Annotated in this window: 22 protein-coding genes; 17 read left to right on the forward strand and 5 right to left on the reverse strand. The window is 68.6% G+C overall.

The window, feature by feature from the left end:
* Positions 1-21 precede the first annotated feature (21 nt).
* Both H4W27_RS01090 and coaA read right to left on the reverse strand, forming a co-directional pair.
* Positions 22-990 (reverse strand): M15 family metallopeptidase, encoded by a 969-nt coding sequence (locus H4W27_RS01090; protein ID WP_192594294.1) that lies wholly within the window; start codon positions 988-990, stop codon positions 22-24.
* 7 nt (positions 991-997) lie between these two features.
* Positions 998-1,954: a type I pantothenate kinase gene (coaA, locus tag H4W27_RS01095; protein WP_192596346.1), complete on the reverse strand. Its 957-nt coding sequence runs from the start codon at positions 1,952-1,954 to the stop codon at positions 998-1,000.
* A gap of 119 nt (positions 1,955-2,073) precedes the next feature.
* Between coaA and glmS the strand changes: the two genes are divergently transcribed.
* The 8 genes from glmS (at position 2,074) to tsaD (ending at position 10,187) form a co-directional block, all read left to right on the forward strand.
* A complete protein-coding gene (glmS, locus tag H4W27_RS01100) occupies positions 2,074-3,939 on the forward strand; it encodes a glutamine--fructose-6-phosphate transaminase (isomerizing) (protein WP_192594295.1) in 1,866 nt (621 codons plus the stop codon).
* Between the two features lie 67 nt (positions 3,940-4,006).
* Positions 4,007-4,357 carry a holo-ACP synthase gene (locus tag H4W27_RS01105; RefSeq protein WP_192594296.1) on the forward strand — a complete coding sequence of 117 codons (351 nt, stop codon included), beginning with the start codon at positions 4,007-4,009 and terminating at the stop codon, positions 4,355-4,357.
* Positions 4,358-4,359: 2 nt separating this feature from the next.
* Positions 4,360-5,844: an NAD(P)H-hydrate dehydratase gene (locus H4W27_RS01110; RefSeq protein ID WP_192594297.1), complete on the forward strand. Its 1,485-nt coding sequence runs from the start codon at positions 4,360-4,362 to the stop codon at positions 5,842-5,844.
* A 42-nt stretch (positions 5,845-5,886) separates the two neighbouring features.
* Complete coding sequence (gene alr, locus H4W27_RS01115) at positions 5,887-7,083, forward strand: alanine racemase (protein WP_192594298.1); 1,197 nt, start codon at positions 5,887-5,889, stop codon at positions 7,081-7,083.
* On the forward strand, positions 7,080-7,664 hold the full coding sequence (gene tsaE / locus H4W27_RS01120; RefSeq protein WP_192594299.1) for a tRNA (adenosine(37)-N6)-threonylcarbamoyltransferase complex ATPase subunit type 1 TsaE: 585 nt from the start codon (positions 7,080-7,082) through the stop codon (positions 7,662-7,664). Before alr ends, tsaE begins: the two co-directional genes overlap by 4 nt.
* A gap of 17 nt (positions 7,665-7,681) precedes the next feature.
* A complete protein-coding gene (gene tsaB, locus H4W27_RS01125) occupies positions 7,682-8,470 on the forward strand; it encodes a tRNA (adenosine(37)-N6)-threonylcarbamoyltransferase complex dimerization subunit type 1 TsaB (protein WP_192596623.1) in 789 nt (262 codons plus the stop codon).
* Positions 8,471-8,493: 23 nt separating this feature from the next.
* The gene (rimI, locus tag H4W27_RS01130) at positions 8,494-8,991 is read left to right on the forward strand and encodes a ribosomal protein S18-alanine N-acetyltransferase (RefSeq protein ID WP_192596347.1); all 498 of its coding nucleotides are present in this window, start codon (positions 8,494-8,496) and stop codon (positions 8,989-8,991) included.
* The gene (gene tsaD / locus H4W27_RS01135; RefSeq protein ID WP_192594300.1) at positions 8,988-10,187 is read left to right on the forward strand and encodes a tRNA (adenosine(37)-N6)-threonylcarbamoyltransferase complex transferase subunit TsaD; all 1,200 of its coding nucleotides are present in this window, start codon (positions 8,988-8,990) and stop codon (positions 10,185-10,187) included. The genes rimI and tsaD overlap by 4 nt, the downstream gene beginning before the upstream one ends.
* Positions 10,188-10,218: 31 nt before the next feature.
* Here tsaD and H4W27_RS01140 read toward each other — a convergent pair whose 3' ends face one another.
* A complete protein-coding gene (locus H4W27_RS01140; RefSeq protein WP_192594301.1) occupies positions 10,219-11,382 on the reverse strand; it encodes a glutamate--cysteine ligase in 1,164 nt (387 codons plus the stop codon).
* Positions 11,383-11,505: 123 nt separating this feature from the next.
* Here H4W27_RS01140 and H4W27_RS01145 point away from each other — a divergent pair, with 123 nt between their 5' ends.
* Positions 11,506-13,272 carry a glycoside hydrolase family 3 N-terminal domain-containing protein gene (locus H4W27_RS01145; RefSeq protein WP_192594302.1) on the forward strand — a complete coding sequence of 589 codons (1,767 nt, stop codon included), beginning with the start codon at positions 11,506-11,508 and terminating at the stop codon, positions 13,270-13,272.
* Position 13,273: 1 nt separating this feature from the next.
* On the opposite strand, the gene H4W27_RS01150 is transcribed toward H4W27_RS01145, so the two are convergent.
* The gene (locus H4W27_RS01150) at positions 13,274-14,626 is read right to left on the reverse strand and encodes a THUMP-like domain-containing protein (protein ID WP_192594303.1); all 1,353 of its coding nucleotides are present in this window, start codon (positions 14,624-14,626) and stop codon (positions 13,274-13,276) included.
* Positions 14,627-14,824: 198 nt separating this feature from the next.
* On the opposite strand from H4W27_RS01150, the gene H4W27_RS01155 reads away from it, so the two are divergent.
* The 5 genes from H4W27_RS01155 (at position 14,825) to H4W27_RS01175 (ending at position 20,739) form a co-directional block, all read left to right on the forward strand.
* Positions 14,825-15,946 (forward strand): siderophore ABC transporter substrate-binding protein, encoded by a 1,122-nt coding sequence (locus H4W27_RS01155; RefSeq protein ID WP_192594304.1) that lies wholly within the window; start codon positions 14,825-14,827, stop codon positions 15,944-15,946.
* A 198-nt stretch (positions 15,947-16,144) separates the two neighbouring features.
* Entirely contained in the window at positions 16,145-17,209 is a 1,065-nt protein-coding gene (locus H4W27_RS01160; RefSeq protein WP_192594305.1) for an ABC transporter permease, read from the forward strand.
* Positions 17,206-18,339 carry an iron chelate uptake ABC transporter family permease subunit gene (locus H4W27_RS01165; RefSeq protein WP_192594306.1) on the forward strand — a complete coding sequence of 378 codons (1,134 nt, stop codon included), beginning with the start codon at positions 17,206-17,208 and terminating at the stop codon, positions 18,337-18,339. Before H4W27_RS01160 ends, H4W27_RS01165 begins: the two co-directional genes overlap by 4 nt.
* Positions 18,336-19,106, forward strand: coding sequence for an iron ABC transporter ATP-binding protein (locus H4W27_RS01170; protein WP_192594307.1), 771 nt, complete (start codon positions 18,336-18,338; stop codon positions 19,104-19,106). The genes H4W27_RS01165 and H4W27_RS01170 overlap by 4 nt, the downstream gene beginning before the upstream one ends.
* 220 nt (positions 19,107-19,326) lie before the next feature.
* Positions 19,327-20,739, forward strand: coding sequence for an MFS transporter (locus H4W27_RS01175; RefSeq protein ID WP_192594308.1), 1,413 nt, complete (start codon positions 19,327-19,329; stop codon positions 20,737-20,739).
* Between the two features lie 42 nt (positions 20,740-20,781).
* On the opposite strand, the gene H4W27_RS01180 is transcribed toward H4W27_RS01175, so the two are convergent.
* Positions 20,782-22,692: a BglG family transcription antiterminator gene (locus H4W27_RS01180; protein ID WP_192594309.1), complete on the reverse strand. Its 1,911-nt coding sequence runs from the start codon at positions 22,690-22,692 to the stop codon at positions 20,782-20,784.
* Positions 22,693-22,832: 140 nt separating this feature from the next.
* Here H4W27_RS01180 and H4W27_RS01185 point away from each other — a divergent pair, with 140 nt between their 5' ends.
* Genes H4W27_RS01185 through ptsP form a run of 3 tightly spaced genes read left to right on the forward strand, consistent with a single transcriptional unit; the run spans position 22,833 to position 25,107 of the window.
* The gene (locus H4W27_RS01185) at positions 22,833-23,180 is read left to right on the forward strand and encodes a PTS sugar transporter subunit IIB (RefSeq protein WP_192594310.1); all 348 of its coding nucleotides are present in this window, start codon (positions 22,833-22,835) and stop codon (positions 23,178-23,180) included.
* Positions 23,177-23,449 (forward strand): HPr family phosphocarrier protein, encoded by a 273-nt coding sequence (locus H4W27_RS01190; RefSeq protein ID WP_192594311.1) that lies wholly within the window; start codon positions 23,177-23,179, stop codon positions 23,447-23,449. The genes H4W27_RS01185 and H4W27_RS01190 overlap by 4 nt, the downstream gene beginning before the upstream one ends.
* Positions 23,449-25,107 carry a phosphoenolpyruvate--protein phosphotransferase gene (gene ptsP / locus H4W27_RS01195; protein ID WP_192594312.1) on the forward strand — a complete coding sequence of 553 codons (1,659 nt, stop codon included), beginning with the start codon at positions 23,449-23,451 and terminating at the stop codon, positions 25,105-25,107. Before H4W27_RS01190 ends, ptsP begins: the two co-directional genes overlap by 1 nt.
* Positions 25,108-25,153 lie beyond the last annotated feature (46 nt).

Raw genomic sequence — 25,153 nt, forward strand, 5'->3', positions numbered from 1 at the left:
AGGACACCACCAAGAGGCCGCTCACTGCCCTGAGGGGGCTGACAGGTCGGGCTCCTCGACGTCGTATTCGGACGCTGTGGGCCGGTCCCAGTACTCCTCCAGGGTGATGTCCTCCGCGGCGACCTCCTGGGCCGTCGCCTCGCCCACGTACCGAAGATGCCACGGCTCGAACTGATAGCCGGTGATCTCCTCGGCCCCGTCCAGATAGCGGATCACGAAACCGTGGTCCGCCGCGTGCTCGGCCACCCACTGCCCCTCGGGCGTCTCCGCGAAGCAGTGTCCCTCGATGCAGTCGGGATTGTCGATGCTGATCACGTCGGCGGCCAGTCCGGTCTGATGCTCGGAATAGCCCGGACGAGCGACGAGCTCGTCGGTCTCGTCGGTGCCGACCATCGAGTGGCGATTCGCATAGAGTCCGAGCTGCGCCTCGTAGGAGCGATAGCCGCTGGTCATGGCCAGAACCTGGCCCTCGGCGGCTGCGGCGGCGATGAGCTCCTCCAGAGCCTCGGCCGCGGGCTCGCGCAGCAGGAGCTGTGATTCGCTGCTCGTGCGCACCGCTGGCTCCACCAGGTCCTGCGGAGCGTGGTCCTCGGGCTCGAGCGGGTTCTGGCGGTTCACCAGGACATGGATGGAGTCCGGATCCCAGGAGGGGTCGCTGGCCCGCTCAGTCGTCGGCTCAGCTGTCGACTCAGGCGCGGCCTCAGACGTCTGACTCGGCACAGCGCTGGACTGGGCGCCATCGGACTCCGTCGGGTCGGGGATCTGATCGCCGCGCACCTCGGCGAGCGGCTCGTCGCCGCCCAGCGTCTCACCACCCACCTGCTGATCGACCCAGCCCCAGGCACGGGGGAGCAGGTAGCCGACGAGCAGCAGCACCGCGATCAGCGAGACGACGGCGAGCGCCCGGCGTCGTCGGTAGACCCTTGCTCGTCTCTCCTGCTTCTGGTGCCACTGACGGCGGCCTTCATCGGTCAGTTCTGCACGGGACATCGGCGGCTCAGACCTTGCGCAGCAGGACGCGTGAGACCGAGTGGTCCTCACCCTTGGCCATGACGAGCCGCGCCCGGGATCGGGTCGGGGCGATGTTCGCACGGAGATTGGGTCCGTTGATCCGCTTCCAGATCTCCGTGGCCCGCTCCTTCGCCTGCTCATCATTGAGATAGGAGTACTGGTGGAAGTAGCTCTCCGGGTTCGCGAAGGCCCCGTCGCGCCAGCGCATGAACCGGTTCACGTACCACTGCTCGATGTGCTTGGGCTTGGCGTCCACGTAGATGGAGAAGTCGAAGAAGTCGCTCAGGGCGAGCCCGGTGGTCCCGTCCTCCCGCACCCGAGCAGGCTGCAGAACGTTGAGTCCCTCGACGATCAGCACGTCCGGCTGGCGGATCACCACTTCACGGTCGGGCACGATGTCATAGACCAGATGGGAGTACCAGGGCGCGCGGACCTCGGGCTTGCCCGATTTCACCTCCGAGACCATGCGCAGCAGCGCCCTGCGGTCATAGGCCTCGGGGAAGCCCTTGCGATCCATGAGTCCACGGCGCTCCAGCTCCGCGTTGGGGTAGAGGAACCCGTCGGTGGTGACCAGCTCGACCCGTGGGGTGGAGGGCCATCTGCGCAGCATCTCCTGGAGCACGCGTGCGGTGGTGGACTTGCCCACGGCCACCGACCCCGCCACGCCGATCACGAAGGGGGTGCGCAGGGTCTGCTCGCCGAGGAACTCGTTCGCGGCGGCGCGCAGGTGCGCGGCGGACTCCACATAGATGGAGAGCAGCCGGCTCAGCGGCAGGTAGATCTGTTCGACCTCATTGAGCGAGAGGTGCTCACCGATGCCGCGGAGACGATCGACGTCGCCCTGGTTCAGCGGCTGCTCGATCGTGTCGGCGAGTCGCGCCCAGGCATGGCGGTCCAGCTCCGCGAAGGGGGAGTGCGAGGCGCCCGGCTGGCCGGGCTTCACGGGCGATCCCGCCCAGGGGGCCGTGCCCGCCACCACGGCAGGAAGGGAGCCTGTGGGGGTGAGCGCAGCGGGATCATCGGATGGGTGTTCAGACACGTAGACACGATACGCTATGGGCTATGTGTGGAATCGTCGGCTATATAGGCCTGCCTGAGAAGACCAGCCAGCACGGAGCACTCGACGTGCTTCTCGAGGGACTCCGTCGCCTGGAATACCGCGGATACGACTCCGCCGGAGTGGCCACGGTGTCCTCCGGGACCGTGTCCATGAGGAAGAAGTCCGGCAAGCTCGCCAACCTCCTTGCGGAGATCGAGGCAGAGCCGCTGGTCCCCGCCTCCGTGGGCATCGGCCACACGCGCTGGGCCACCCATGGGGCGCCCAACGATCAGAACGCGCACCCGCATCTCGCCGACGACGGCAAGCTCGCCGTCATCCACAACGGCATCATCGAGAACTTCGCCCAGCTCAAGGCCAAGCTCCTCGCCACGGGCGAGGTCTTCGCCTCCGAGACCGACACCGAGGTCGCAGCGAAGCTGATCGGCCAGCATTTCACGGCCACCGGGGACCTCACCGAAGCCATGCGCCAGGCGGCCAACCAGCTGGAGGGCGCCTTCACGCTGCTGGCGGTGCACGCCGATCAGCCCGACCGCGTGGTCGCCTCCCGCCGCAACTCCCCCCTGGTGGTGGGTCTGGGCGAGGGCGAGAACTTCCTCGGCTCCGACGTCTCCGGCTTCATCGACTTCACCCGCGAAGCCGTGGAGCTGGAGCAGGACCAGGTCGTGACCATCACCGCAGAGAAGGTCGAGATCATCGACTTCGACGGCACCCCCGCCGAGGGCAAGCGCTTCTCCGTGAACTGGGATGCTGCCGCCGCCGAGAAGGGCGGATACGGCACCTTCATGGAGAAGGAGATCCACGATCAGCCCAAGGCCGTGGAGGACACGCTGCTGGGCCGCACCGATGCCTCCGGCCGTCTCGTGCTCGACGAGCTGCGCATCGACCCTGAAGAGCTCAAGAACATCTCCAAGATCATCGTCCTGGCCTGCGGCACCTCCGCCTATGCGGGCATGGTCGCCAAATATGCCATCGAGCACTGGGTGCGCGTGCCCGTGGAGGTCGAGCTCTCCCATGAGTTCCGCTACCGCGACCCCATCATCGATGACTCCACCCTGATCGTCTCGCTCTCCCAGTCCGGAGAGACCATGGACACCCTGATGGCGGTCCGCTACGCGAAGGAGCAGGGCGCGCGCACGCTCGCGATCTGCAACACCAACGGCTCCACCATCCCGCGCGAATCCGACGCCGTGCTCTACACCCACGCCGGCCCCGAGATCGCCGTGGCCTCCACCAAGGCATTCCTGGCACAGATCACCGCCTCCTACCTGCTGGGCCTCTACATGGCGCAGCTGCGCGGCAAGCTCTTCCAGGGAGAGATCGAGGACATCCTCGCCGACCTGCACAAGATCCCGGGCAAGATCCAGGAGGTCCTCGACGGCGGCGAGCAGATCCGCAAGCTGGCCCGAGAGATGGCCCAGGCCCCCTCGGTGCTGTTCCTGGGCCGCCACGTCGGCTATCCGGTCGCGATGGAGGGTGCGCTCAAGCTCAAGGAGATCGCCTACATCCACGCCGAGGGCTTCGCCGCCGGTGAGCTCAAGCACGGCCCGATCGCGCTGATCGACCAGGGCCAGCCGGTGTTCGTCGTCGTCCCCTCCCCGCATGGGCGGGACTCGCTGCACGCGAAGGTGGTCTCCAACATCCAGGAGGTCCGCGCTCGCGGAGCGAAGACCATCACCGTGGCCGAGGCCGGCGACGCCGACGTCGTGGACTACTCCGAGCAGGTCTTCTACGTCCCGGAGACGCAGCCGCTGCTGATGCCGCTGCTGACCACCGTGCCGCTGCAGATCTTCGCCTGCGCGCTGGCCGCCGAGAAGGGCTACGACGTCGACCAGCCGCGCAACCTGGCGAAGTCCGTCACTGTCGAGTGACCTGATCCAGATCGACTGCGCAGCCACAGATCCGGCACGCGGAGCCGGCTGAGACGAGGAGAGACACATGATCGTGGGAATCGGAGTCGACGTCGTCCTGGTGACGCGGTTCGAGCACCAGCTGCGCCGGACCCCGGCGCTGCGGGAGCGGCTTTTCGTCCCCGCCGAGCGTGAGCTCAACACTCGTTCGCTGGCGGCACGGTTCGCCGCCAAGGAGGCCGTGGCCAAGGCGCTGGGCGCGCCGGCGGGGATGAACTGGCAGGACTGTCAGGTCGTCATGGACGCCGCAGGTGCGCCCTCGGTGGAGGTCTCCGGCACGGTCGCCGGTGTGGCCGACTCCCGGGGCGTCAAACGCTGGCACCTGTCTCTCTCCCACGACGGGGACGTCGCCACGGCCATGGTCGTGGCGGAGGGTTGAGCATGGCAGCCGCCTCGACTCCGGTCTACTCCGGAACGCAGATCCGCGACGCTGAGGCCCCCCTCGTCGACGCCGGCGCAGGGCCCGCGCTGATGCGCCGCGCCGCGCACGGGCTCGCCTCCTGCGTGCTGGACCTGCTGCGCGGCGGCGGCAGGATCTACGGAGCCCGGGTCATCGGGCTCATCGGCACCGGGAACAACGGCGGAGACGGGCTCTACGCGCTGGCGGCGCTGCGTGCTCGCGGCGTGGACGCCCAGGCCGTGCTCGTCGGTGATCGTGCGCACCCGCAGGCGCTGGAGGACTTCCTCGCCGCCGGAGGACGCCTGAGCACCCATGTCCCCGGCGCCACCCGGGTGATCATCGATGCCGTGCTGGGAACCGGCGCCCGGGGGGCCTTCACCCTCCCCGACGTGCCCGGCCTGGCCGAGGCAGCCACCACCGGCACGGTCGTCGCCTGTGACATCCCCTCCGGAGTCGATGCAGACACCGGACGATGCCCGGGCCAGGCGCTGACCGCGGAGCACACGGTCACCTTCGGCGCAGCGAAGCTCGGACTGCTCCTGGGCGAGGGCGGCCTGCTCAGCGGGAAGATCCACACGGTGGACATCGGTCTGCGCGAACATCTGCCGACTCCCGCCGCCTGGGAGCTGTGCTCTCCGGAGCCGCTGCGGCGCAAGCCGCGTCCCGGGGACCACAAGTACAGCCGCGGAAGTCTGCAGGTGGTGGCCGGATCCCCGCAGTTCCCCGGAGCCGCCCAGCTCACCGTCGGTGCAGCCATCACCTCAGGGGTGGGCATGGTGCGTCTGCAGGCGGACCCTGCGGTCTCTGCCGCAGTGATGCAGAGCTGGCCCGAGGCGGTCACGAGCCACGGACGCGGAGCCAAAGCCTTCGACGGTGCGACGGCGGCGGCCATCGGACCAGGCCTGGGCAAGGACCGATCCCGCCTGGTCGAGGGTGAGACCATGCTGCGCACCACGGTGGAATCCGGCACGCCCTGCGTCCTCGACGCCTCCGGCCTCGAACTGCTGCGCGGAGACCTGCTCACCTCGGGAGAGCTCGGCGGACAGCTGGTCCTCACCCCGCACCTGGGAGAGGCGCGCCGGCTGGCCGAGGCGCTGGAGGACGAGACGCTGCAGGAGCTGCTGTCCGATCAGCCGGACACGCTCGCAGCGACCTGCGCACTGGCACAGACGCTCGGCGCCACCGTTCTGCTCAAGGGACCCAGCACCGTGGTCGCGGGACCCGACGGCCGAGCGCCGCTGATCGTGCGGTCCGCGACCCCCGGGCTGGCGACCGCCGGCACCGGCGACGTGCTCACCGGCATCATCGGGGCGCTGCTGGCCACCGCCGACCGGACAGAGGAACAGGACTGGGTCCGCATCGCGGCCGAGGGAGCCCGCATGCACGCGGCCGCCGCCCAGCGGCTCGACCCCCGGGGCTACGGACACTTCGGTGCCTCCGCGCTGATCGGCGCGCTGCGCGAGTGAGCGCCGGGCGCGTGACGCGTCACCGCCGATACAGTGGTTGTCATGGAACAGACTCTCGGGCCTGAGCGCGCCGCGGTGATCGACCCGGCCGCGATCAGGCACAATGTGCGGACCATCGCCTCCTACGTGCACCCGGCCAAGGTGATGGCCGCGGTCAAGGCCGAGGGGTATGGGCACGGCGCTGTCACCGCCGCACACGCCGCCCTGGAGGGCGGGGCCGACTGGCTGGGAACCGCACACGTCAGCGAGGCGCTGGCACTGCGCGCCGCCGGAATCCAGGCGCCCATCCTGGCGTGGCTGCACACCCGCGCAACCAGCTTCGCCGATGCCATCGCTGAACACATCGACCTCGGCGTGTCCGGGTGGGAGATCCACCCGGTCGCCGAGGCCGCAGAGTCGCTGCAGCGGCCCGCCCGGGTGCACCTGAAGATCGATACCGGGCTCGGCCGCAACGGGTGCACGATCGAGGACTGGCCCGAGCTTCTCCGCACCGCCGCGGAGTACCAGGAGCGCGGTCTGATCAGCATCGAAGGCATCTTCACCCACCTGGCCGTGGCGGACGAGCCGGATCGCCGAGAGACCGATGAGCAGCTCGATCTCTACCGCAGGGCGCTGGAGGTGGCTCAGGAGCATCGGATCGTCCCGGATCTGCGCCACGTGGCCAACACCCCCGCGGCGCTGTCCCGGCCCGACGCGCATTTCGACATGGTCCGGGTCGGAGTCGGGGTCTACGGACAGAGCCCCTTCGCTGACCGCACCACGGAGGATCTCGGGCTGCGACCAGCGATGGAGCTGCGCACGACCGTGGCCAACGTCAAGCGGGTCCCGGCGGGACAGGGCGTCAGCTACGGACTGACCCATCGTCTGGACCAGCCCACCGCTCTGGCCCTGGTCCCCATGGGTTACGCCGACGGCATCCCGCGGGTGGCAGTCCACGCTCCCGTCTGGATCCGGGGCCGCCGCTACCAGTCGGTGGGCAGGGTGGCCATGGACCAGTTCGTGGTGGATCTCGCGGAGCTGGACACCGAGGTCTCGGTGGGGGACGAGGTCGTGATCTTCGGCGGGGACTCCGGCATCGAGGCCGCCGAATGGGGCGCGGCCGCAGGCACCAACAACTACGAGATCATCACCCGCATCGGGGAGCGCGTGCCCCGACTCGTGGTGGACTCTGAGCTCACTCCGCTTCCGGGCACCGGCTCCGCCGGCGACGCCCAGCTGCCCGGGCAGGGGCCGCGATGAGCGCCCTGCAGGACCCGGACGGACCGCCGCCCGGCGAGCGCTGGAGGATCGAGGTGGTCCTGGAGGACCTCCAGGCGACCGCCGCCTTCGCCGGTGACCTCGCCGTTCTGCTCGGTCGCGGGGACCTGCTGGTCCTCACCGGGGGGCTGGGCGCAGGCAAGACCACACTCACCCAGTCTCTCGGTGAGGCGCTCGACGTCACCGGCCGGATCAGCTCCCCGACCTTCATCATGAGCCGGGTCCACCGTGCACGCGATGCGGGCCCGGATCTGGTCCACGTGGATGCCTACCGCACCGATTCGGCGGGGCTGGAGTCCCTCGACCTGAGCTCCACCATGGCCGAGGCGGTGACCGTGGTGGAATGGGGCCGCGGCATGGTGGAGAACACGCTGGTGGGTCCCGGAGGCTCCTGGCTGGACCTGGAACTGATCCGCGAGGACCTCCCGGTGAAGCCTTCGGCGCCGGCTGCGCCGGAGATCATCACCGACTTCTCGGAGTCCGAGGCCGATGTGCTGGGCTCGCGGCGCCGTGCTGTGCTGCGCGGCTACGGGCCCGCCTGGGCCGACCCGCCGGCCCTGTGACCAACTACCATGGAGGGGTGATTCTTGCGATCGACTCCTCCGCCGGCGCCTCCGTGGCCGTCCTGCACCAGAGCCGGGTGCTCGCCCAGTGGCGCACGGCTGAGACCACGACACATGCGGAGGTCCTCGCCTCCGCCGTGGCCGAGACGATGCGGCGGGCGGGAGCCGCCGGGGCTGAGCTGAGCGGCGTCGTCGTCGGCGTCGGACCGGGGCCCTTCACCGGGCTCCGGGTCGGGCTGGCGCTGGCCCACTCACTGGCGGAGGTCTGGCAGGTGCCCTTGCATGGGATCTGCAGTCTGGACTCGCTGGCCCACCGGGCGGTCACGCAGCCCGCGCCCGGCGCACCGTCCACCCCCGCACCCGCTGAGCAGTCCCCAGGGGCGCTCAGCGACCCGGCCCAGGAGGAGTTCCTGGTCGCCACAGACGCACGACGGCGCGAGGTCTACTGGGCCCGATACCGCACCCGCCGCGCCGGCTCGGCGGCGGAACCGGGGCAGCACCCGAGTGCTGAACTCATCGAGGGCCCCCATGTCTCTGCCGCGGGGGAGCTGCCCGACCTCCCCGCCGTGGGGTTCGGCGCGAGCCTCTACCCGGAGGCGGTGACCGCACGCTCCGCGACGGAGGCGAGCTGGCTTCCCGACGCGGTGGAGCTTGCCCAGGTGGCCGAGCTAGCCCAAGTGACTGAGGGAGCCCAGGCGGCTGAGGTCGGCGCGGCGGGTGCGCTGCGCCAGCCGCTGCCGCTGTACCTGCGCGAATCTGATGCCAAGGTCCCGGCGCAGATGCGCCCGCGGCAGGCGGCGCAGTGACCTCGACCTTCATCGTGTCGCCGATGACGGCGCTGGACATCGCAGAGGTCCTTGCCCTGGAGAACCGGCTGTTCCCACAGGACGCCTGGCCCGAGAGCTTCTTCTACGACGAGCTCGCCCACACCTCCGCCGGTGACGACCCGGAGGCCACTCGTCGGTACTGGGTGGCTCGCACAGCGGCCGGTGAGCTCGCCGGCTACGTCGGGATGATGTGCGTGCTGCCGCACGCGGATGTGCAGACCCTCGCGGTCGCCCCCGAGGCGCAGGGGCAGGGACTCGGCACTCGTCTGCTGAATCTGCTGATCGCCGCGGCCCGGGAGCAGGGGGCCGAACAGGTGCTGCTGGAGGTTCGCGCTGACAACCCCGGGGCGCAGGCGCTCTACCTGCGGGAGGGCTTCCACCCGATCCACACCCGAGCGCGGTACTACCCCGACGGCCAGGACGCGCTGATCATGCAGAAGCCGCTGACGGATCTGGACGCTCCCAGCTCCGCCGCTGATCTCAGGAGCCCCCAGTCATGAACGCCCCAGCACTGCCGTCCCGCTCGTCACAGCCTCCCTCATCGCAGCCTCCCTCATCGCAGCCTGCCTCGTCACCGTCCCCCGCGTCGCCGCCTCCGGAGCCGCTGGTCCTGGGCATCGAGACCTCCTGTGACGAGACCGGGATCGGCATCGTGCGCGGCACGGAGCTGCTGGCCAACATCGTGTCCTCCTCCATGGAGGAGCACGCACGCTTCGGCGGAGTGATCCCCGAGATCGCCGCCCGCGCGCACCTCGAGGCCTTCGTGCCCACGCTGCGTCGAGCGCTGGACACTGCTGGGATCGAGCTCAGGGACGTGGATGCGATCGCCGTGACCGCCGGCCCCGGACTCTCCGGCGCGCTGATGGTCGGCCTCTCGGCCGCCAAGGGGCTGGCCCTGGCGGCGGAGAAGCCGCTGTATGGGGTCAATCACCTGGTGGCGCATGTCAGCGTCGGACTGCTCACCCCAGCCTCGCACTCGGCTGGCTCCGCCGGCGGCGCCTCCGGCATGGCCTCGCTTCCGGAGAACACCGGGGCTCTGCTGGTCTCCGGAGGCCACACCGAGATCCTGCGGGTGGGATCACTGACCTCTGATGTGCAGCTGCTGGGCTCGACCATCGACGACGCCGCAGGAGAGGCCTTCGACAAGACCGCCCGGCTGCTGGGACTGGGCTACCCCGGGGGCCCCGCCATCGGCGCCGCCGCCGCTTCCGGTGACCCTACGGCGTTCCGCTTTCCGCGCGGGCTGACCATGCCCAAGTTCGAAGGCAGCGCGCAGGCTCCTGGCCCGCATCGCCACAACTGGTCCTTCTCCGGGCTCAAGACCGCCGTGGCGCGAGCGGTGGAGCAGTTCGAGGCGGCGGGCCGTCCGGTGCCGGTGGCAGACATCGCCGCGAGCTTCCAGGAGGCGGTGGTGGACGTGCTCACCGGCAAGGCCGTCCGCGCGGCCCGCGAGCACGGCATCAGCACGATCCTGCTGGGGGGAGGAGTGGCGGCCAACCAGCGCCTGCGCGAGCTGCTGGCTCAGCGCTGCGAGGCCGCAGGGATCGAGCTGCGCATCCCGGATGTGAGCCTGTGCACGGACAACGGCGCGATGGTCGCCTCGCTGGGCGCGCAGCTGGTCGCCGCCGGGATCGCGCCCTCCAGCCTGCAGATTCCGGCAGACTCCTCCCAGCCGGTGCAGCGGATCAGCGTCTGAGCCGCATGGTCAGGGCGGCCCGCCGGAAGCTTCACACTCGGCGCGGGCCGTTGATGGACATCCGGGTTCGCGCCGCGGCATCCAGCACCACCTGACGCAGGTCGCCCTGGTGGGTCTCCGCCACCTGGCGCTGGCGCTGATAGCCCGCGCCGTCGCGCATCATCTGCTCGACCAGGGCCAGCTCATCCGCGCAGCCGAGCTCCTTGGCCACCGGCTCCAGGCGGTTCAGCTCCTGTTCGAGGTGCTTGGTGACCAGCATCTCGTCACCGTCGGCGTTGAGGATGATCTCCGCGTCCATGCCATAGCGTGCGGCCCGCCACTTGTTCTCCTGGACGAACCAGGGCGGCATCGTGACGACCTTGCCGCCGTTCTCGAGGTTCTGCACCGTGGAATGGACGATGCACTGGGTCAGTGCGGCCACGCCGGCGATCTCCTCGAGCGTGGCGAGCCCATCGCATACGCGCAGCTCCACCGTGCCGAGTCGAGGCACGGCGCGGACGTCCCAGCGAACCTCGGTGACATCATGGATGACCCCGGTGTGCGCCAGGTCGCTGACGGCCTTCTCATAGCCGGACCACTCTTCGAACTGGAAGGAGGCCCCGGCAGTAGGCAGCTGCTGGAACACCAGCGCGCGCTGCGAGGCGTAGCCGGTGTCCTCACCGGCCCAGTAGGGAGAGGATGCGGTGAGCGCCTGGAAGTGCGCGTTGTAGTTGCACAGCGCGTTGACCGCCGGCATCGCCTGGGAGACATGATCCAGGCCCACGTGGACGTGGACCCCGTAGATCACCATCTGTCGACCCCACCACTGCGTGCGGCGGATCAGCTCGGCATACCGCTCCTTGTCCGTGACCTCCTGCTCGGTGGGAGCGGCGAAGGGGTGCGAGCCCTGGCAGTAGAGCTCCACGTCCAGCGGTTCACAGTGGCGCATCACATTGCGTGCGGTCTCCCGAAGCTGTTCCACACCGGTGTTCACGTCCGGGCAGACATCAGTGACCAGCTCCACGGTGTTGGTCAGCAGCTCCTGCTTCACGTAGGGATGCTCGTCCTCGGGACGCAGCTCCGGAATGTCCTGGTGACAGGCGCTGAGGATGCGGTCGGCAACGGACCGGAGATCCCCGGACTGGCGGTCCACCAGGGCCAGCTCCCACTCGAGGCCGAGGGTGGAGCGATCAGATTTCGCGAAGGGCAGTTCCACTCAGGGCTCCTTAGTCGGTCAGGGCCGTCGGCCGCATCAAGGTTCAGAATACTGCCCGCAGACGCATGTGGCCGCCTGTGCTCGGGTCGTCGGCATTCAGCCTGCGCAGATATCCTCACTGGCATGACTTCGCCCGGTGCACCACGCCGTCCTCGGCCGCTGGCGGCCGCCGCCCTCCTCGGTGTTCTGCTGCTCAGCTCCTGCGCGCCGACCTCTGAGGCACCCGAGGAGGGTCCGGCGCAGAGCGGGCCGGACGCCCAGGAGGAGGCCGCCCAGGCGGAGGCGCAGCGGCAGGCTGAGGCCGCCCAGGAGCGCGAGGCCGCACTGGCCGGACCGTCCCCCGAGCATCAGGACCGCGCCAGTGCGATCGTGGCGGAGTACTCCACCGAGGAGCTGGCCGGCGCCGTTCTGGTGGGGGAGTTCGCCAGCACCGATGCCAGTGCCATGGCCGCCCTGATCGAGGAGCTGCACCTCGCCGGGTCCATCATCATGGGGGACAACGTGCCGCGCGGGCCCCAGGGCGTGGACACCGAGGCGCTGGCCGCCGAACTCCAGACGCTCGCCGAGGCCGGTGCAGAGCGCGAGGTGCCGCCGATGATCAGCGTGGACCAGGAGGGCGGACTGGTGACCCGGGTCGGCGCCCCGCTGACCGAGTGGCCCGCTCCCATGGCCTACGGAGCCGCGGCCCTGAGCGAGACCGGGGGGTCCGCAGACCAGACCGAGGCCGAGCTGGACGACGACGCGCTCACCCGCTCCGGGCACCGTTTCCTCGCGGCGGAGCTGCAGGAGCTGGGCTTCACCGCGAGCTTCGCCCCCAATGGCGACGTCACCGTCGGAGCGGCGGATCCGACGATCGGGTCCCGGTCCTTCGGCGACGACGCCGAGGCGGTCTCGGAGCTTGCGCTGAGCGGACTCCGCGGGCTCGCTGAGGGAGGACTCGCTGGGTCGATCAAGCATTTCCCGGGCCACGGCTCGGTGACTGAAGACTCGCACCAGACCCTTCCGGTCCAGGATGCTTCGCTCGAGGAGCTGCGCTCGCGGGACTGGGTCCCCTTCGCCGAGGCCGCAGACGCGGGGGTCCCGATGGTGATGATGGGCCATATCGAGGTGCCTGCTCTTGAGGCGGGCACGCCATCCTCACTCTCCGCCGCCGCCTACGCCGAGCTGCGTGACCTGGGCCACGACGGGGTGGTGGTCACCGATGCGCTGAACATGGGTGCGATCGTCCAGGGCTACGGCGGAGATCAGGCAGCTGTCCTCGCGCTGGCGGCAGGAGCGGACCTGCTGCTGATGCCCGCCGATGTCCGCGGCGCCCATGCCGGCATCGTCGCCGCCGTGGAGTCAGGGGAGCTGGACCGATCCCGTGTCACGGCGGCGGCCGAACGTGTGGTGGCGCTGCAGCTGTGGCAGCGCGACCTCGCCTCCGGCGAACTCGCCGCGGGGCCCGGCGCTGAGGACCCGGAGCACCCAGGACGGCCGGAGGAGCTGGATTCTGCAGAAGAGACCGCCGAGGCGCTGGGCCGCTCGTCGATCACCCTGGTGGAGGGCCGGTGCGAAGCAGATCTGGCGGCGAACGGCCTCCAGATCGTGGGCGGCACGGAACAGGATCGCAGCCGACTGGCCGCCGCCGCCCAGGCCCAGGGCATCGCCGTGGGCGAGGGAGCCGTGGTCAACCTCATCGGCGAGTCCGCCGCCGCCGGAGGAGATGTCGCCGTCGCCCTGGACCGTCCGGAGGTGCTGACCGCCGCCGACGCGCCGACGCGCATCGCCCTCTATGGACGGACCCCGGAGTCCTTCCAGGCGCTTGCAGAGGTCCTCGCCGGCGGAGAAGCCGCGGGGGCCCTCCCGGTCGCGGTGGGGGAGGAGCAGCGCGGCCACTCCAGCTGCTGACTCAGGTCGGATCCACCACCACGAAGACCCGATCGTCGCCCAGCCGAGTGATGACCACTGTCGCGTGGTGCCTGGGTCCCTGTTTCCTGACCTGCGCGCGGGGAAGCACCTGCTGGCGCAGCTGTTCGGGGACGATGTCGACTCCGCGCTTCTTGATCTCCAGGCTTGTCACCCCCTGCTCGGCCGCCCAGCGCTTCAGCGCCTTGACGCTGTAGGGGCTCACCTGCCGGATCCGATACCCGCGGGAGAGGCCCGCCTCCTGCGCGGGAGCGAGCTCATCCGTGCAGAAGTACGCGATGTGGCCATCCAGCAGGCGGCCTCCCAGCTGATCAGCGAGTTCGGCGACGAGCCCGGAGCGGATCACCGCGGGGTCCGGTTCATGCAGCACGCCGGTCAGCCCGCCGCTGCCCGTCGGCTCAAGGTCGACGCCGGCGCCGAACTCCGCCGGACTGGTCAGCTCCCCAGTGTGCTGAGCCGGGCCGGAGCTGTGCTTTTCGAAGCTGGACTGATCTGAACTGTGCTGACTCGTGCCGAGGTGACTGTGCAGCACGGTCGCCGCTCGCCGGACACCGGGTCTGGCGAGCGCGTTGAACCAGAGCACCACTTCCACAAGGTCCCCGTCCATGGAGACCCACTCAGCCTCACAGTCCTCGGGGATCAGCTCATGGGGCAGCCCGGGTCCGAGCTTGACGCCCATCGGCGTCCCGGTGCGTGCCAGCTCAAGGACGAAGCTCAGCGGCGGGGAGAATGATTCCGGGTCCCACAGCCGGCTCGGGCCCGCGTTTCCAGCACTCTCGGCGGCCTGAGGATCGCGGCGGGCGGGATCGAGCCAGAGTCCCCAGCCCCGAGGTGCGGGGGAGCTCGTCAGCTCATAGGTGGCGGCGAAGCTCTCAGCGGTGCTGTGCAGCACCCGCGCCTCCGGGAAGGGCAGCAGATTGATGGTGGCAGCTGCAGCGGTGCCCTCGTCGGCCTCCACCGCCGTGACCGAGAGACCCAATGATGCCGCGGCCAGCGCGTCGGCGCCCAGTCCGCATCCCAGGTCCACGACGCGATCGAGGCCGGCTGCGCGGAAGCGCTGGGCATGCCGCGCCGCCACGGGCAGGCGGGTGGACTGCTGCAGGCCGGCGTGGGTGAAGAGCATGCGGTCCGCGAAGTCCCCGAACTTCCTCCTCGCCTCGGCGCGCAGCCGGGACTGCGTCAGAGCCGCGGCCACACGATCGGCTGGATGACCTTCGCGGCGGAGCCGCTGATTGAGGCCGAAGGAGGACGCCTGGTCGTAGGGCGGCAGCGCATTGAGCAGCTCCCACCCCTCGGGGGTGAGCACCGGCGACAAGGACTCAGCGGAGGAGGACATCGAGTCCCACCGTACCGCCCCGACCCCCATCGTCCGCCCTGTCATGCTCCTCGTCATCCTCCTTGTCATGCACCCGTCATCCAGTTGCGCCCAATAGGTTAACTATGTAGGTTCTATTTAGCTTAGGGGACACTAAGTACAAGATCCCATCACTGTCGGGCTTCGAGTCCGGCTGCATGCACTGTGAAAGGCACAACTATGCCCATCCGCGAATTCGCACCGCAGAACTCCTCCACCCTGCGCTCCAGGAGCCTCAGCGCTCTCTCCGTGAGCGCCATCGCTGTCCTGGCCCTCACGGCCTGCGCCGGAGATGACGCCGAAGCCGATGCCACGGAGGCTGAGCAGGCCAGCAGCGAGACGGAGGCCGAGACCACCTCCGAATCTGCCGAGGAGGGCGAAGGTGCAGAGGCGGAGGGCACGGAGGAGGAGGACGCAGAGTCCGGAACGGTGACCGTCGAGGATGATCACGGCACCCACGAGGTCTCCACCGATCCGCAGAGCGTGATCGTCACGGACAACCGCTCCTACCGCACGCTCGAGGAGTTCGGTGTGCAGCCCAGCGCCGCACCGCTGGCTCTCATGGACCCAGAGACCCACGCGTACGCGGAGGACGACTCCATCCTGGACCTCGGGATGCACCGCGAACCGAACCTCGAGAACGTCGTGGCGGCGGAGCCCGATCTGATCATCAACGGACAGCGTTTCCAGCAGTACTACCAGGACATCAGCGAGCTGGCCCCCGATGCCACCATCCTGGAGTTCGAGCCCCAGGAGGACGCTGATCTGATCGAAGAGCTGATCCGCAAGACCGAGTCACTCGGTGAGGTGTTCAGCGAGGACGAGGCCGCAGCGGGACTCGTCGAGGAGCTCGAGACCGAGATGGCCCGGGTCCAGGAAGCCTATGACGGCGAATCGACGGTCATGGGGCTGCTGACCTCCGGCGGCGACATCAGCTATGTGGCCCCCGGTCCGAACGGCCGCGCGATCGGCCCGGTGTTCGACACCTTCGACCTGGAGCCGGCCCTGGAACAGGAGGGCGAGGATGAGTCTCACGGCGACGACATCTCGGTGGAGGCCATCGCGACAGCGAACCCGGACTGGCTGCTCGTGATGGATCGCGATGCCAGGATCAGCCAGGAGGAAGAGGGGTACAGCCCCGCCGCGGAGATCGTCGAAGAGTCGGAGGCGCTGAAGAACGTCACCGCCGTCGAGGAGGGCAACATCGTCTACCTGCCGGAGAACTTCTACCTGACCGAGGACATCCAGGCCTACACAGAATTCTTCAGCGACTTCGCAGATGCCCTGGAAGCCGCTGAATGAGAGAGATCACTGTCCTGCCAGTCAGTGAATGAGGGTCAGCGTCGGCCCGCCCGGGACGGGACTTCCGGGCGGGACCGACGTCTCATATTAGGCAAGACTGCTCTTGGCTATTAGGCTCATGAACTCAGCCGATCCGCCCTGAGCGACCCAGGCAGACCTTAGCGACTCGACCGTGATCATCCCACCGGAAGCCCTCAGATGCCTGATCATCGCTTCACCCCCCTGCGAGGCCAGCGCGGCGCCGCCTCTGGAGCCATCCCCTCCGGTGTGGCTGAACCGGTGCAGCCGCGACGCAGTCCGCGACGCCAGCGGCTGTTCACGCCGGCGCTGCTGATCGGGATCCTGATCACCTGCGGGCTGCTCGTGCTCTCGCTGACCACCGGCCAGTACGAAGTCTTCAGTGAGGACGGCTTCTGGATGTTCGGGATCACCCGAGTTCCCCGGACGATCGCCCTGGTGCTCGCAGGTGCCTCGATGGCGATGTGCGGTCTGATCATGCAGCTGCTCACGCAGAATCGCTTCGTCGAACCGACGACCACCGGCACCACGGAATGGGCCGGTCTGGGCCTGATCCTGGTGCTCTGGCTCTTCCCCGGCGCCTCGATGCTCGCCCGGATGGGCGGGGCAGTGACGATGGCGTTCATCGGCACGATCATCTTCTTCCTCTTCCTCCAGCGGGTGACGCTGAAGTCCTCGCTGATCGTCCCGATCATCGGCATCATGCTCGGGGCCGTGGTGAGCTCCTTCACCACCTATATCGCGCTGATGACCGATCACCTGCAGACGCTGGGAATCTGGTTCGCGGGGTCCTTCACCGGTGTGGTGGAGGGACGATACGAGCTGATGTGGCTGGTGCTGGTGGTGACCGTCCTCGTGTTCATCACCGCCGACCAGTTCACCGTGGCAGGCCTGGGCCGGGACATGGCGACCAACGTGGGGCTGAACTACACGGCGGTGCTGTTCATGGGAACCGCCATGGTCGCCGTGGCCACAGGAGTGACCGCCACAGTCGTGGGGGTCCTCCCGTTCCTGGGTCTGATCGTGCCGAATGTCGTCTCCCTGTTCCGCGGCGACGACCTGCGCAGCAACCTCCCCTGGGTCTGCCTGGTGGGCATCGCCACCGTCACCGTCTGTGACCTGATCGGCCGCACCATCCGCGCCCCCTTCGAGATCCCCGTCGGGCTCGTCCTCGGAGTGGTCGGGGCCGTGGTGTTCGTGGGACTGCTGCTCCGGCAGCGCAGACGAGGAGGGCTGGTCACATGACCGCACAGCTTGATCGCGAACAGCGCCCCCGTCCACGCCGCACGCAGCAGTCGGGCTCCGCCCAGACGCCCGTCGAGGGGGCCAGCTGGGCACCCGGAGCGCAGGGGCCCAGGACTCGGCAGGACAGGGCGCGGCACGCCGGGGCCATCACCAGTCGGCGGCACGCCCTGCGCTACTGGTCGGTGATGGTGCTGCTGGGATCCCTCTCGCTGCTCTTCACCTTCGGGATCCTCGGCTACGGCAATCCGATGCCCTTCGGCTCCTCGGGCTACTGGCTGATCGCCGGGATGCGCGTGGAGACGCTGCTGATCATCGGCGTCGTCGTCTTCTGCCAGGCCATGGCCACGGTGGCGTTCCAGACCGCAACGAACAACCGGATCATCACTCCCTCGATCATGGGCTTCGAGTCTCTCTATATCGCGATCCAGACGGGGGCCGTGTTCTTCTTCGGCATCGCCGGGGTCACCATGGTCACCGGGCTCCCGCAGTTCCTGATGCAGGCGGCCGCGATGGTCCTCTTCGCGACCATCCTCTACTCCTGGCTGCTGAGCGGGAAGTTCTCCAACATCCACATCATGCTGCTCGTCGGCGTGGTGATCGGTGGCGGACTCGGTTCCCTCTCGACCTTCATGCAGCGGATCCTGACGCCCAGCGAGTTCGACGTGCTCACCGCACGGCTCTTCGGCAGCATCGGCAACGGCCGCGCCGAGTACCTCCCCTTTGCGATCCCGATCGCGCTGCTGGCCGCTTCGGTGCTGTGGTGGCGAGCGCGCAGGCTCAACGTGGTGGCGCTGGGACGCGACACTTCGGACAACCTCGGGGTGAACCACAGGCGCGAGGTGATGATCATCCTGCTGCTGGTCTCGGTGCTGATGGCGATGAGCACCTCGCTGGTCGGGCCGATGACCTTCCTCGGCTTCCTGGTCGCCACGCTCGCCTATCAGTTCGCCGACACGTATTCGCACCGGATGCTCTTCCCGATGGCGATGCTGATCGGGTACACCGTCCTCTCCGGGGCGTACTTCATCATGCGCCACATCTTCTACGCCGAGGGTGCCGTGACTTTGATCATCGAGCTCCTGGGTGGAATCGTCTTCCTGACCGTCCTGATGCGAAAGGGTCGCCTGTGATCACCCTCACCGAAGTCGCCAAGAACTACGGCTCGAAGACGGCGGGCGACTCCGTCCAGATCGGCCCGGTGACCGTGGAGATCGCCTCCGGGGGCATCACCGCCCTGGTGGGTCCCAACGGGGCCGGCAAGTCCACGATCCTCACCATGATCGGTCGGCTGCTTGACGTCGACTCCGGAACGATCGAGGTCGCCGGGCACGACGTCGTGAACTCCCCGTCGAAGACCATCGCCAAGATCCTCTCGATCCTGCGCCAGGAGAACCACTTCGTCACCCGGCTCACCGTGCGGCAGCTGGTCGGCTTCGGCCGCTTCCCGCATTCCAAGGGCAGGCTCACTGCGGAGGACGAACGGCACATCTCCGAGGCCATCGACTTCCTGGACCTCGGCGAGCTGGAGAACCGCTATCTGGATCAGCTCTCCGGAGGGCAGAGACAGCGCGCCTATGTGGCCATGGTGCTCGCGCAGAACACCGACTACGTCCTGCTGGACGAACCGCTGAACAACCTCGACATGCAGCACGCGGTGCAGATGATGCAGCAGCTGCGCCGCGCCGCCGACGAGCTGGGACGCACCGTGGTCATCGTGCTGCATGACATCAACTTCGCCGCGCACTACTCCGACCAGATCCTGGCGATGAAGAACGGCGTGGTCGCCGAACACGGTCCCCCCGAACAGATCATGCAGGACGCGGTGCTCTCCCGGCTGTTCAACACCGAGGTCACGGTCATCGAAGGCCCCCACGGGCCGCTCGCCGTGTATTACTGAGGCCCCTCGCGGTGTATCACTGAGGCCCCTGGGCATGGACTGCGGAGTTCGCTGACCGTGGACTGCTGCGTGCTGCGGGACAGTTAGAATCCCTGGGGTCTCAGCTGCTGAGACAGCGGCGACGCGGCTTCGGAACCGGGCTCGGCCAGGCCTAGTATTTCTGCTCTGCGCCGCTCGCGGCGCCTGACACCATTCATCCTTTCCTGTGGAGATGCCTCTCATGCCTGCCCCCGTTGCTTCCACTGCGTCCGAGAACTCGCCTCGGCCCCTCGACGCGGTGGACGAGTCGCACAGTTCCATCCCGCGCCACCGCATCATCCTGGCCTCGCTCATCGGGACTACGATCGAGTTCTACGACTTCTACATCTACGCCACCGCTGCGGTGTCCATCTTCCCGCTGCTGTTCTTCTACGGCGACGAGGGCTCAGCGCTGCTGGCCTCGATGGCCACCTTCGGCGCGGCCTTTGTGGCGCGCCCGCTGGGTGCGATCATCTTCGGCCACTACGGAGACAAGGTGGGCCGCAAGGCCACCCTCGTCGGGGCGCTGCTGACCATGGGCATCGCCACGTTCCTGATCGGCCTGCTGCCCACCTATCAGCAGATCGGTCTGTGGGCACCGGCGCTGCTGACCATCCTGCGCTTCAGCCAGGGTCTGGGACTCGGTGGCGAATGGTCCGGCGCGGCACTGCTCGCCTCCGAGACCGCCCGCCCGGGCAAGCGTGCGCAGGCCGCCATGTGGCCCCAGCTGGGAGCTCCCTTCGGCTTCATCCTGGCCAATGGACTCTTCCTGCTGCTGGCCACCCTCTTCTCCTATGACTCCACGGCGAGCGACCTCAGCGATCCCTTCCTGGTCTGGGGCTGGCGCCTGCCCTTCCTGCTCTCGGTGATCATGGTCGCCGTCGGACTCTACGTCCGGCTGCGTATCGAGGAGACCCCGGTCTTCGCCAAGGCCATGGCCAGCAATGAGCGGGTCAAGGCTCCCATCGGCGAGGTCTTCCGCCGCAACTGGTGGGAGATCATCCTCGGGACGTTCATCATGCTCGCCACCTACGGCCTGTTCTACCTGATGACCACCTGGGTCCTCTCCTACGCCATCGGCTCGGATGAGACCGGCGGACTCGGATACGGCTATCAGGACTTCCTGGTGCTGCAGCTGATCGCCATCGTGTTCTTCGCGATCTTCGTGCCCGTCGCCGGCAAGCTCGCTGACAGGTTCGGACGCCGACCCATGCTGATCGTCACCACCGTGGCGATCATGCTCTTCGGGCTCAGCTTCGGGTTCTGGCTCTCTGCTGACTCCATGGGCACCGGGGAGGACCTGAACATCTGGCAGATGCTGATCTTCCTCGCCGTGGGCATGACGCTCATGGGCCTGACCTTCGGCCCGATGTCTGCAGTGCTGCCCGAGCTGTTCCCCACCAACACCCGCTACACCGGATCCGGGGTGGCCTACAACGCGGCCTCCATCCTCGGTGCCGCGCTGACCCCCTTCGTGGCGGCCTGGCTCGTGCAGAACCACGGCGTCGTCGCGGTCGGGCTCTATCTGGCGGGCCTCGGCGCGCTGACCGTGATCGCGCTCATCCTCGCCCCTGAGACCTCGAAGAAGTCGCTGTACACACAGCCGACCGAGTAGCTGCCGCTGAACCGGTCCGGCCCAGTCTCGGGCCGGACCGGTTCAGCCGTCGATCACCGCGGCGAGCTCGTCGAGGAACCGGCCGAAGTCTGTGCCACGGCGCAGGATCCGCTGCAGCGAGTCGCGCTCGCTGAGCACCTCCACCAGCTGTTCAAAGACGGTCTGGAAGGCGTCGCGCTCTGATTCGGAGAAGGCCGCCAGGGCCACCACCTGGATGCGACCCTCGCCCCAGCGGATGGAGCTCTCGGCGATCCCTATCGACAGTGCTGTGCGTCGCGCGGTCATGGTCAGCGCGTGGGGCACCGCCAGGGACTCGGTGAACGCGGTGGAGGAGAGCCGCTCGCGCTCGATCGTCCCGCTGACATAGTCCTCGTCGATGATCCCCCGCGCGATGAGCGGCGCGCTGAGCTGACGGATCGCGTCCTCCTCGTCCTTGGCCCGCAGCGGCCGGAGGAATGCCTCCGGACTGAGGTAGCGCTCCAGCTCACCGCGCAGCCGCGCCAGTCGGCGGGCGCGACGGCGCTTCGAGGCCACCGCGGCGATGCGCTCGATGTCCGCCTCGGTGACGAAGGGGGCGAGCTGGACCGTCCGCTCGTCGGGAACCGGCGGCTCGATCGTGGTGAGCACCAGATCTGTGGTCATGGCGGACCAGTCCGGGTCCACACGGGTCTCCACTGCAGTGACCTCGATGCCGGGTCCGAGCGACTCATCGAGCCGGGAGCGCAGCAGGTCATGGAGCTCGTAGTACCCCGGACACACGATGGTCGCGGTCAGGGCCGCCTCGGCGCGCCGGCTGCGTTCCAGACGTCCCCCGACATGCATCGCGATATAGGCGATCTCATCCTCACGGATGGTCACCTCGAGCTGCTCGGCGATGTCGCTGGCGATCGAGACCGCCACCTGAAAGATCATCGGATAGGTCGCCTTCAGCGACTTCGTCAGCGGGTTCCTCGACCAGGCCTGCTCGCGCGCCCGGTGGACCAGGTTCTGCACATGCAGACTCAGCCGACGGATGAAGTCGGCATGCGCGATGTCCACGAGGTATTCCTCCGCGGCGTGGCCCACCGCGCGGATCACGGCCTTCTCGACCTCGGCGTCCAGGGGCACCTGCGTGCCCGCGCTGCCATCGGAGGCCACGACTCTGGTCAGCACGAGTGAGGCCAGGTGGTGCAGATCGCCCTGGCCCAGCGAGACCCCGAAATGCTGTGAGGCGAGCGTGCCGATGACCCCGGCCAGCCGCTCCTGCTGAGCACTGGGCTGCAGGTGGGTCCCCTCCAGCGGATGTCCATGGCTGACCCGATCCGCGGCGATCGCCACGTGGAGGACCACGTCGGTGGAGGCGAACTCGTTGACGTAGTAGCCCTGTTCAGCCAGCTGCGCGGCCAGCGCGCGTTTGAACGGACCGAATGACTCAGCCTCCAGCGAGCCGAGTCCTGCCGCCCGGCGCAGTCCCTCTCCATCGAAGGATCCGCGCTCCATCTCCTCATGGGCGAGCTTGGACACCAGCCTCCGCTGAGCCAGCTCGTCGCCGCTGAGCAGGGCGCGCGAGCCCGTGCGCTGCACGGTGACGCCGGTCCCGGAGAGCAGCTCGCGCACCCGCACCAGATCCGCCTCCACCGTGGCCACGGAGACATAGAGGCTCTGCGCGGTGCGGCGCAGATCGATGCCGTTGCGCGACTCCAGCAGCTGGTGCACCAGCCCGTGCAGACGATCCCGGGTGGAGGTCCGCGCCGAATCGCTGCGCAGCGCGGCCAGGGCCGCCCGGTCCGCGCGGTACCCGGAGGGTCCGGACTCGATCGCGTGGGGCTCGTCATCGGCCCGGGCGTTGATCTGGGCGATATAGGAGCGCACGCTGCGCGGGGTCACCCCCAAGAGATCCGCGAGCGATCCCGCGGTGATCCAGTCAGGCTCGCGCAGAAGCACATTGACCAGCTGCTCCTGGCGCTTGCTCATCCTGTCCACGCTCAAACCATACCGGGCGGCCCGGTCCCGGCATGCTGTTTTTCCGCCCCGGCGGAAAGAACTCTCGGCCCCAGACGGGTGTGGTGTGCCCTGAATCACTGCACAATCGAGGAGGAAGGAGTTCGAGAACAATGGAGATCCTGGTGGTATGCGGAGCCGGCGCGTCGAGCACGTTCGTGGCGCAGCGCGTGAAGCAGGCGATGCGCCGAAACGGCGTGCCCTATTCGGTGCGAGCAGGCAATCAGACCTCCCTGCTCCATGACCTCGACTCTGCGGACCTGATCCTCCTCGGTCCTCATCTGACCGATTCCCTGGAGGACATCCGTGGGCTGACTGCGCCGGCCGGCACAGCGGTCAGGCTCCTTCCTGCCGACATCTACTCGGACCTCCAGGGCACCAGTGCCCTCGCACTGATCCTGGAGGTCCTACCCATGACCGACGCGTCGGCCGCCGCCTCCACTCGAAAGGGACTCTCATGAGCTCTACCCGCACTGTCACCGTGGCCTCCTCCCAGGGCCTGCACGCTCGCCCCGCCAAGCTCTTCGTCGAGGCCGCCCAGGCCGCCGGTGCCGAAGTGACGATCGCCAAGGGTGAGAAGTCGGTCAACGCCGCGAGCATCCTCGGGGTGCTCTCCCTGGGGGTGGACAAGGGCGACGAGGTCCTGCTCACCGCTGAGGGTGAGAACGAGGAGCAGACCCTGGACAGCCTGGAGACCTTCCTGAAGACCGACCACGACGAGGCCTCCTGATGCCGGAGCTCTCCGGAATCGGGATCGGCAGGGGCATAGCCGCCGGACCGGTGGCCAGGATGTCCCCGCCGCCCCCTGCCCCTGCGGACGAGGCCTCTGAGCTGAGCCCCGAGGCAGAGACAGACCGCGTCAAGGAGGCTCTCAGCGAGGTCGCCGGAGAGCTCGAGGAGCGCGGCCGCGCCGTCGGCGGCACTGCTCGCGATGTGCTCGAGGCTCAGGCCATGATGGCTCAGGACCCTTCGCTGGCCGATGCGGTGCAGACCCGACTCCAGGCCGGCAAGACCGGCGAGTTCGCGGTCCACGAGGCCTTCGCTGAATTCCGCGCCACGCTGGAGCAGCTGGGCGGCTATCTGGGTGAGCGCGCCGCGGACCTCTCCGACGTCGCGCAGCGAGTCATCGCCAGTCTCCGCGGGCTTCCTGCACCAGGGGTCCCCGACCCGGGACACCCCTTCATCCTGGTGGCCGAGGATCTCGCCCCGGCCGACACCGCGCTGCTGGACCTGGACAAGGTGCAGGCGCTGGTCACCATCCAGGGCGGGCCGACCTCACACACCGCGATCCTCGCCCGAGAGAAGTCCATCACCGCAATCGTCGGCGTGGCCGATGCCGCGGAGCTCACCGAGGACGAGCAGATCATCGTGGATTCGGTGGCCGGCATCGTGTACACCCAGCCGAGCGCCGAGCAGATCCGCGATGCCCAGGCGCGCCGGACCGCCCGCGAGGAGGAGGCCGCAGCTCCGCTGACACCGGGGACTCTGGCAGACGGCACCGCAGTGCCTCTGCTGGCGAACCTCGGCTCGGCCTCCAGCACCGACCAGGCCGTGGAGCTGGGCGCCGAGGGAGTGGGACTCTTCCGCACCGAATTCCTCTTCCTCAGCGCCGACGAGGCGCCCTCGGTGGAGGAGCAGCGGGAGGCCTACCAGAAGGTCCTCCAGGCGTTCCCCGGCCAGAAGGTGGTCGTGCGGGCGCTCGATGCCGGCGCCGACAAGCCGCTGAGCTTCCTCAACGATCAGCCCGAGGAGAACCCGGCACTGGGTCTGCGCGGGCTGCGTGCGCTGATGGCCAACGAACAGATCCTGAAGGACCAGCTCACCGCCCTGGCGCAGGCGCAGGAGAACACCGAGGCGGATGTCTGGGTGATGGCTCCCATGGTCTCCACAGTGGAGGAGGCCGAGGAGTTCACGGCCCTGGCCAAGCAGCACGGGCTGCAGATCGCCGGGGTCATGGTGGAGGTCCCCTCCATCGCGCTGATGGCCGATGAACTGATGTCCCGCACCGACTTCGCCTCCATCGGCACCAACGACCTCACCCAGTACACGATGGCGGCTGATCGGCTGCTCGGCTCCGTCGCCTCCCTCCAGGACCCCTGGCACCCCGCGGTGCTCCGGCTCATCCGCCAGGTCGGCGCCGCAGGAATCGCCTCCGCCAAGCCGGTGGGCGTGTGCGGCGAGGCTGCCGCGGACCCGCTGCTCGCCGTCGTCCTCGTCGGTCTCGGCGTCAACACGCTCTCCATGTCCCCGGCGGCGCTCGCAGATGTGCGCGCCGAGCTGAAGCTGCACACCCTCGAGCAGGCGCGGAGCATCGCTGCGGCCGCGCTGACAGCGGCCACGGCGGCGCAGGCGCGCGAATCGGCGCTGAGCGTCGCCCAGCAGTCCTGAACCACGACCTGAATCAGACCTGAATCACGACCTGAATCACTGAAGC

It is taken from the genome of Nesterenkonia lutea, from assembly GCF_014873955.1.
GTDB classification, from domain to species: Bacteria; Actinomycetota; Actinomycetes; order Actinomycetales; family Micrococcaceae; genus Nesterenkonia; species Nesterenkonia lutea.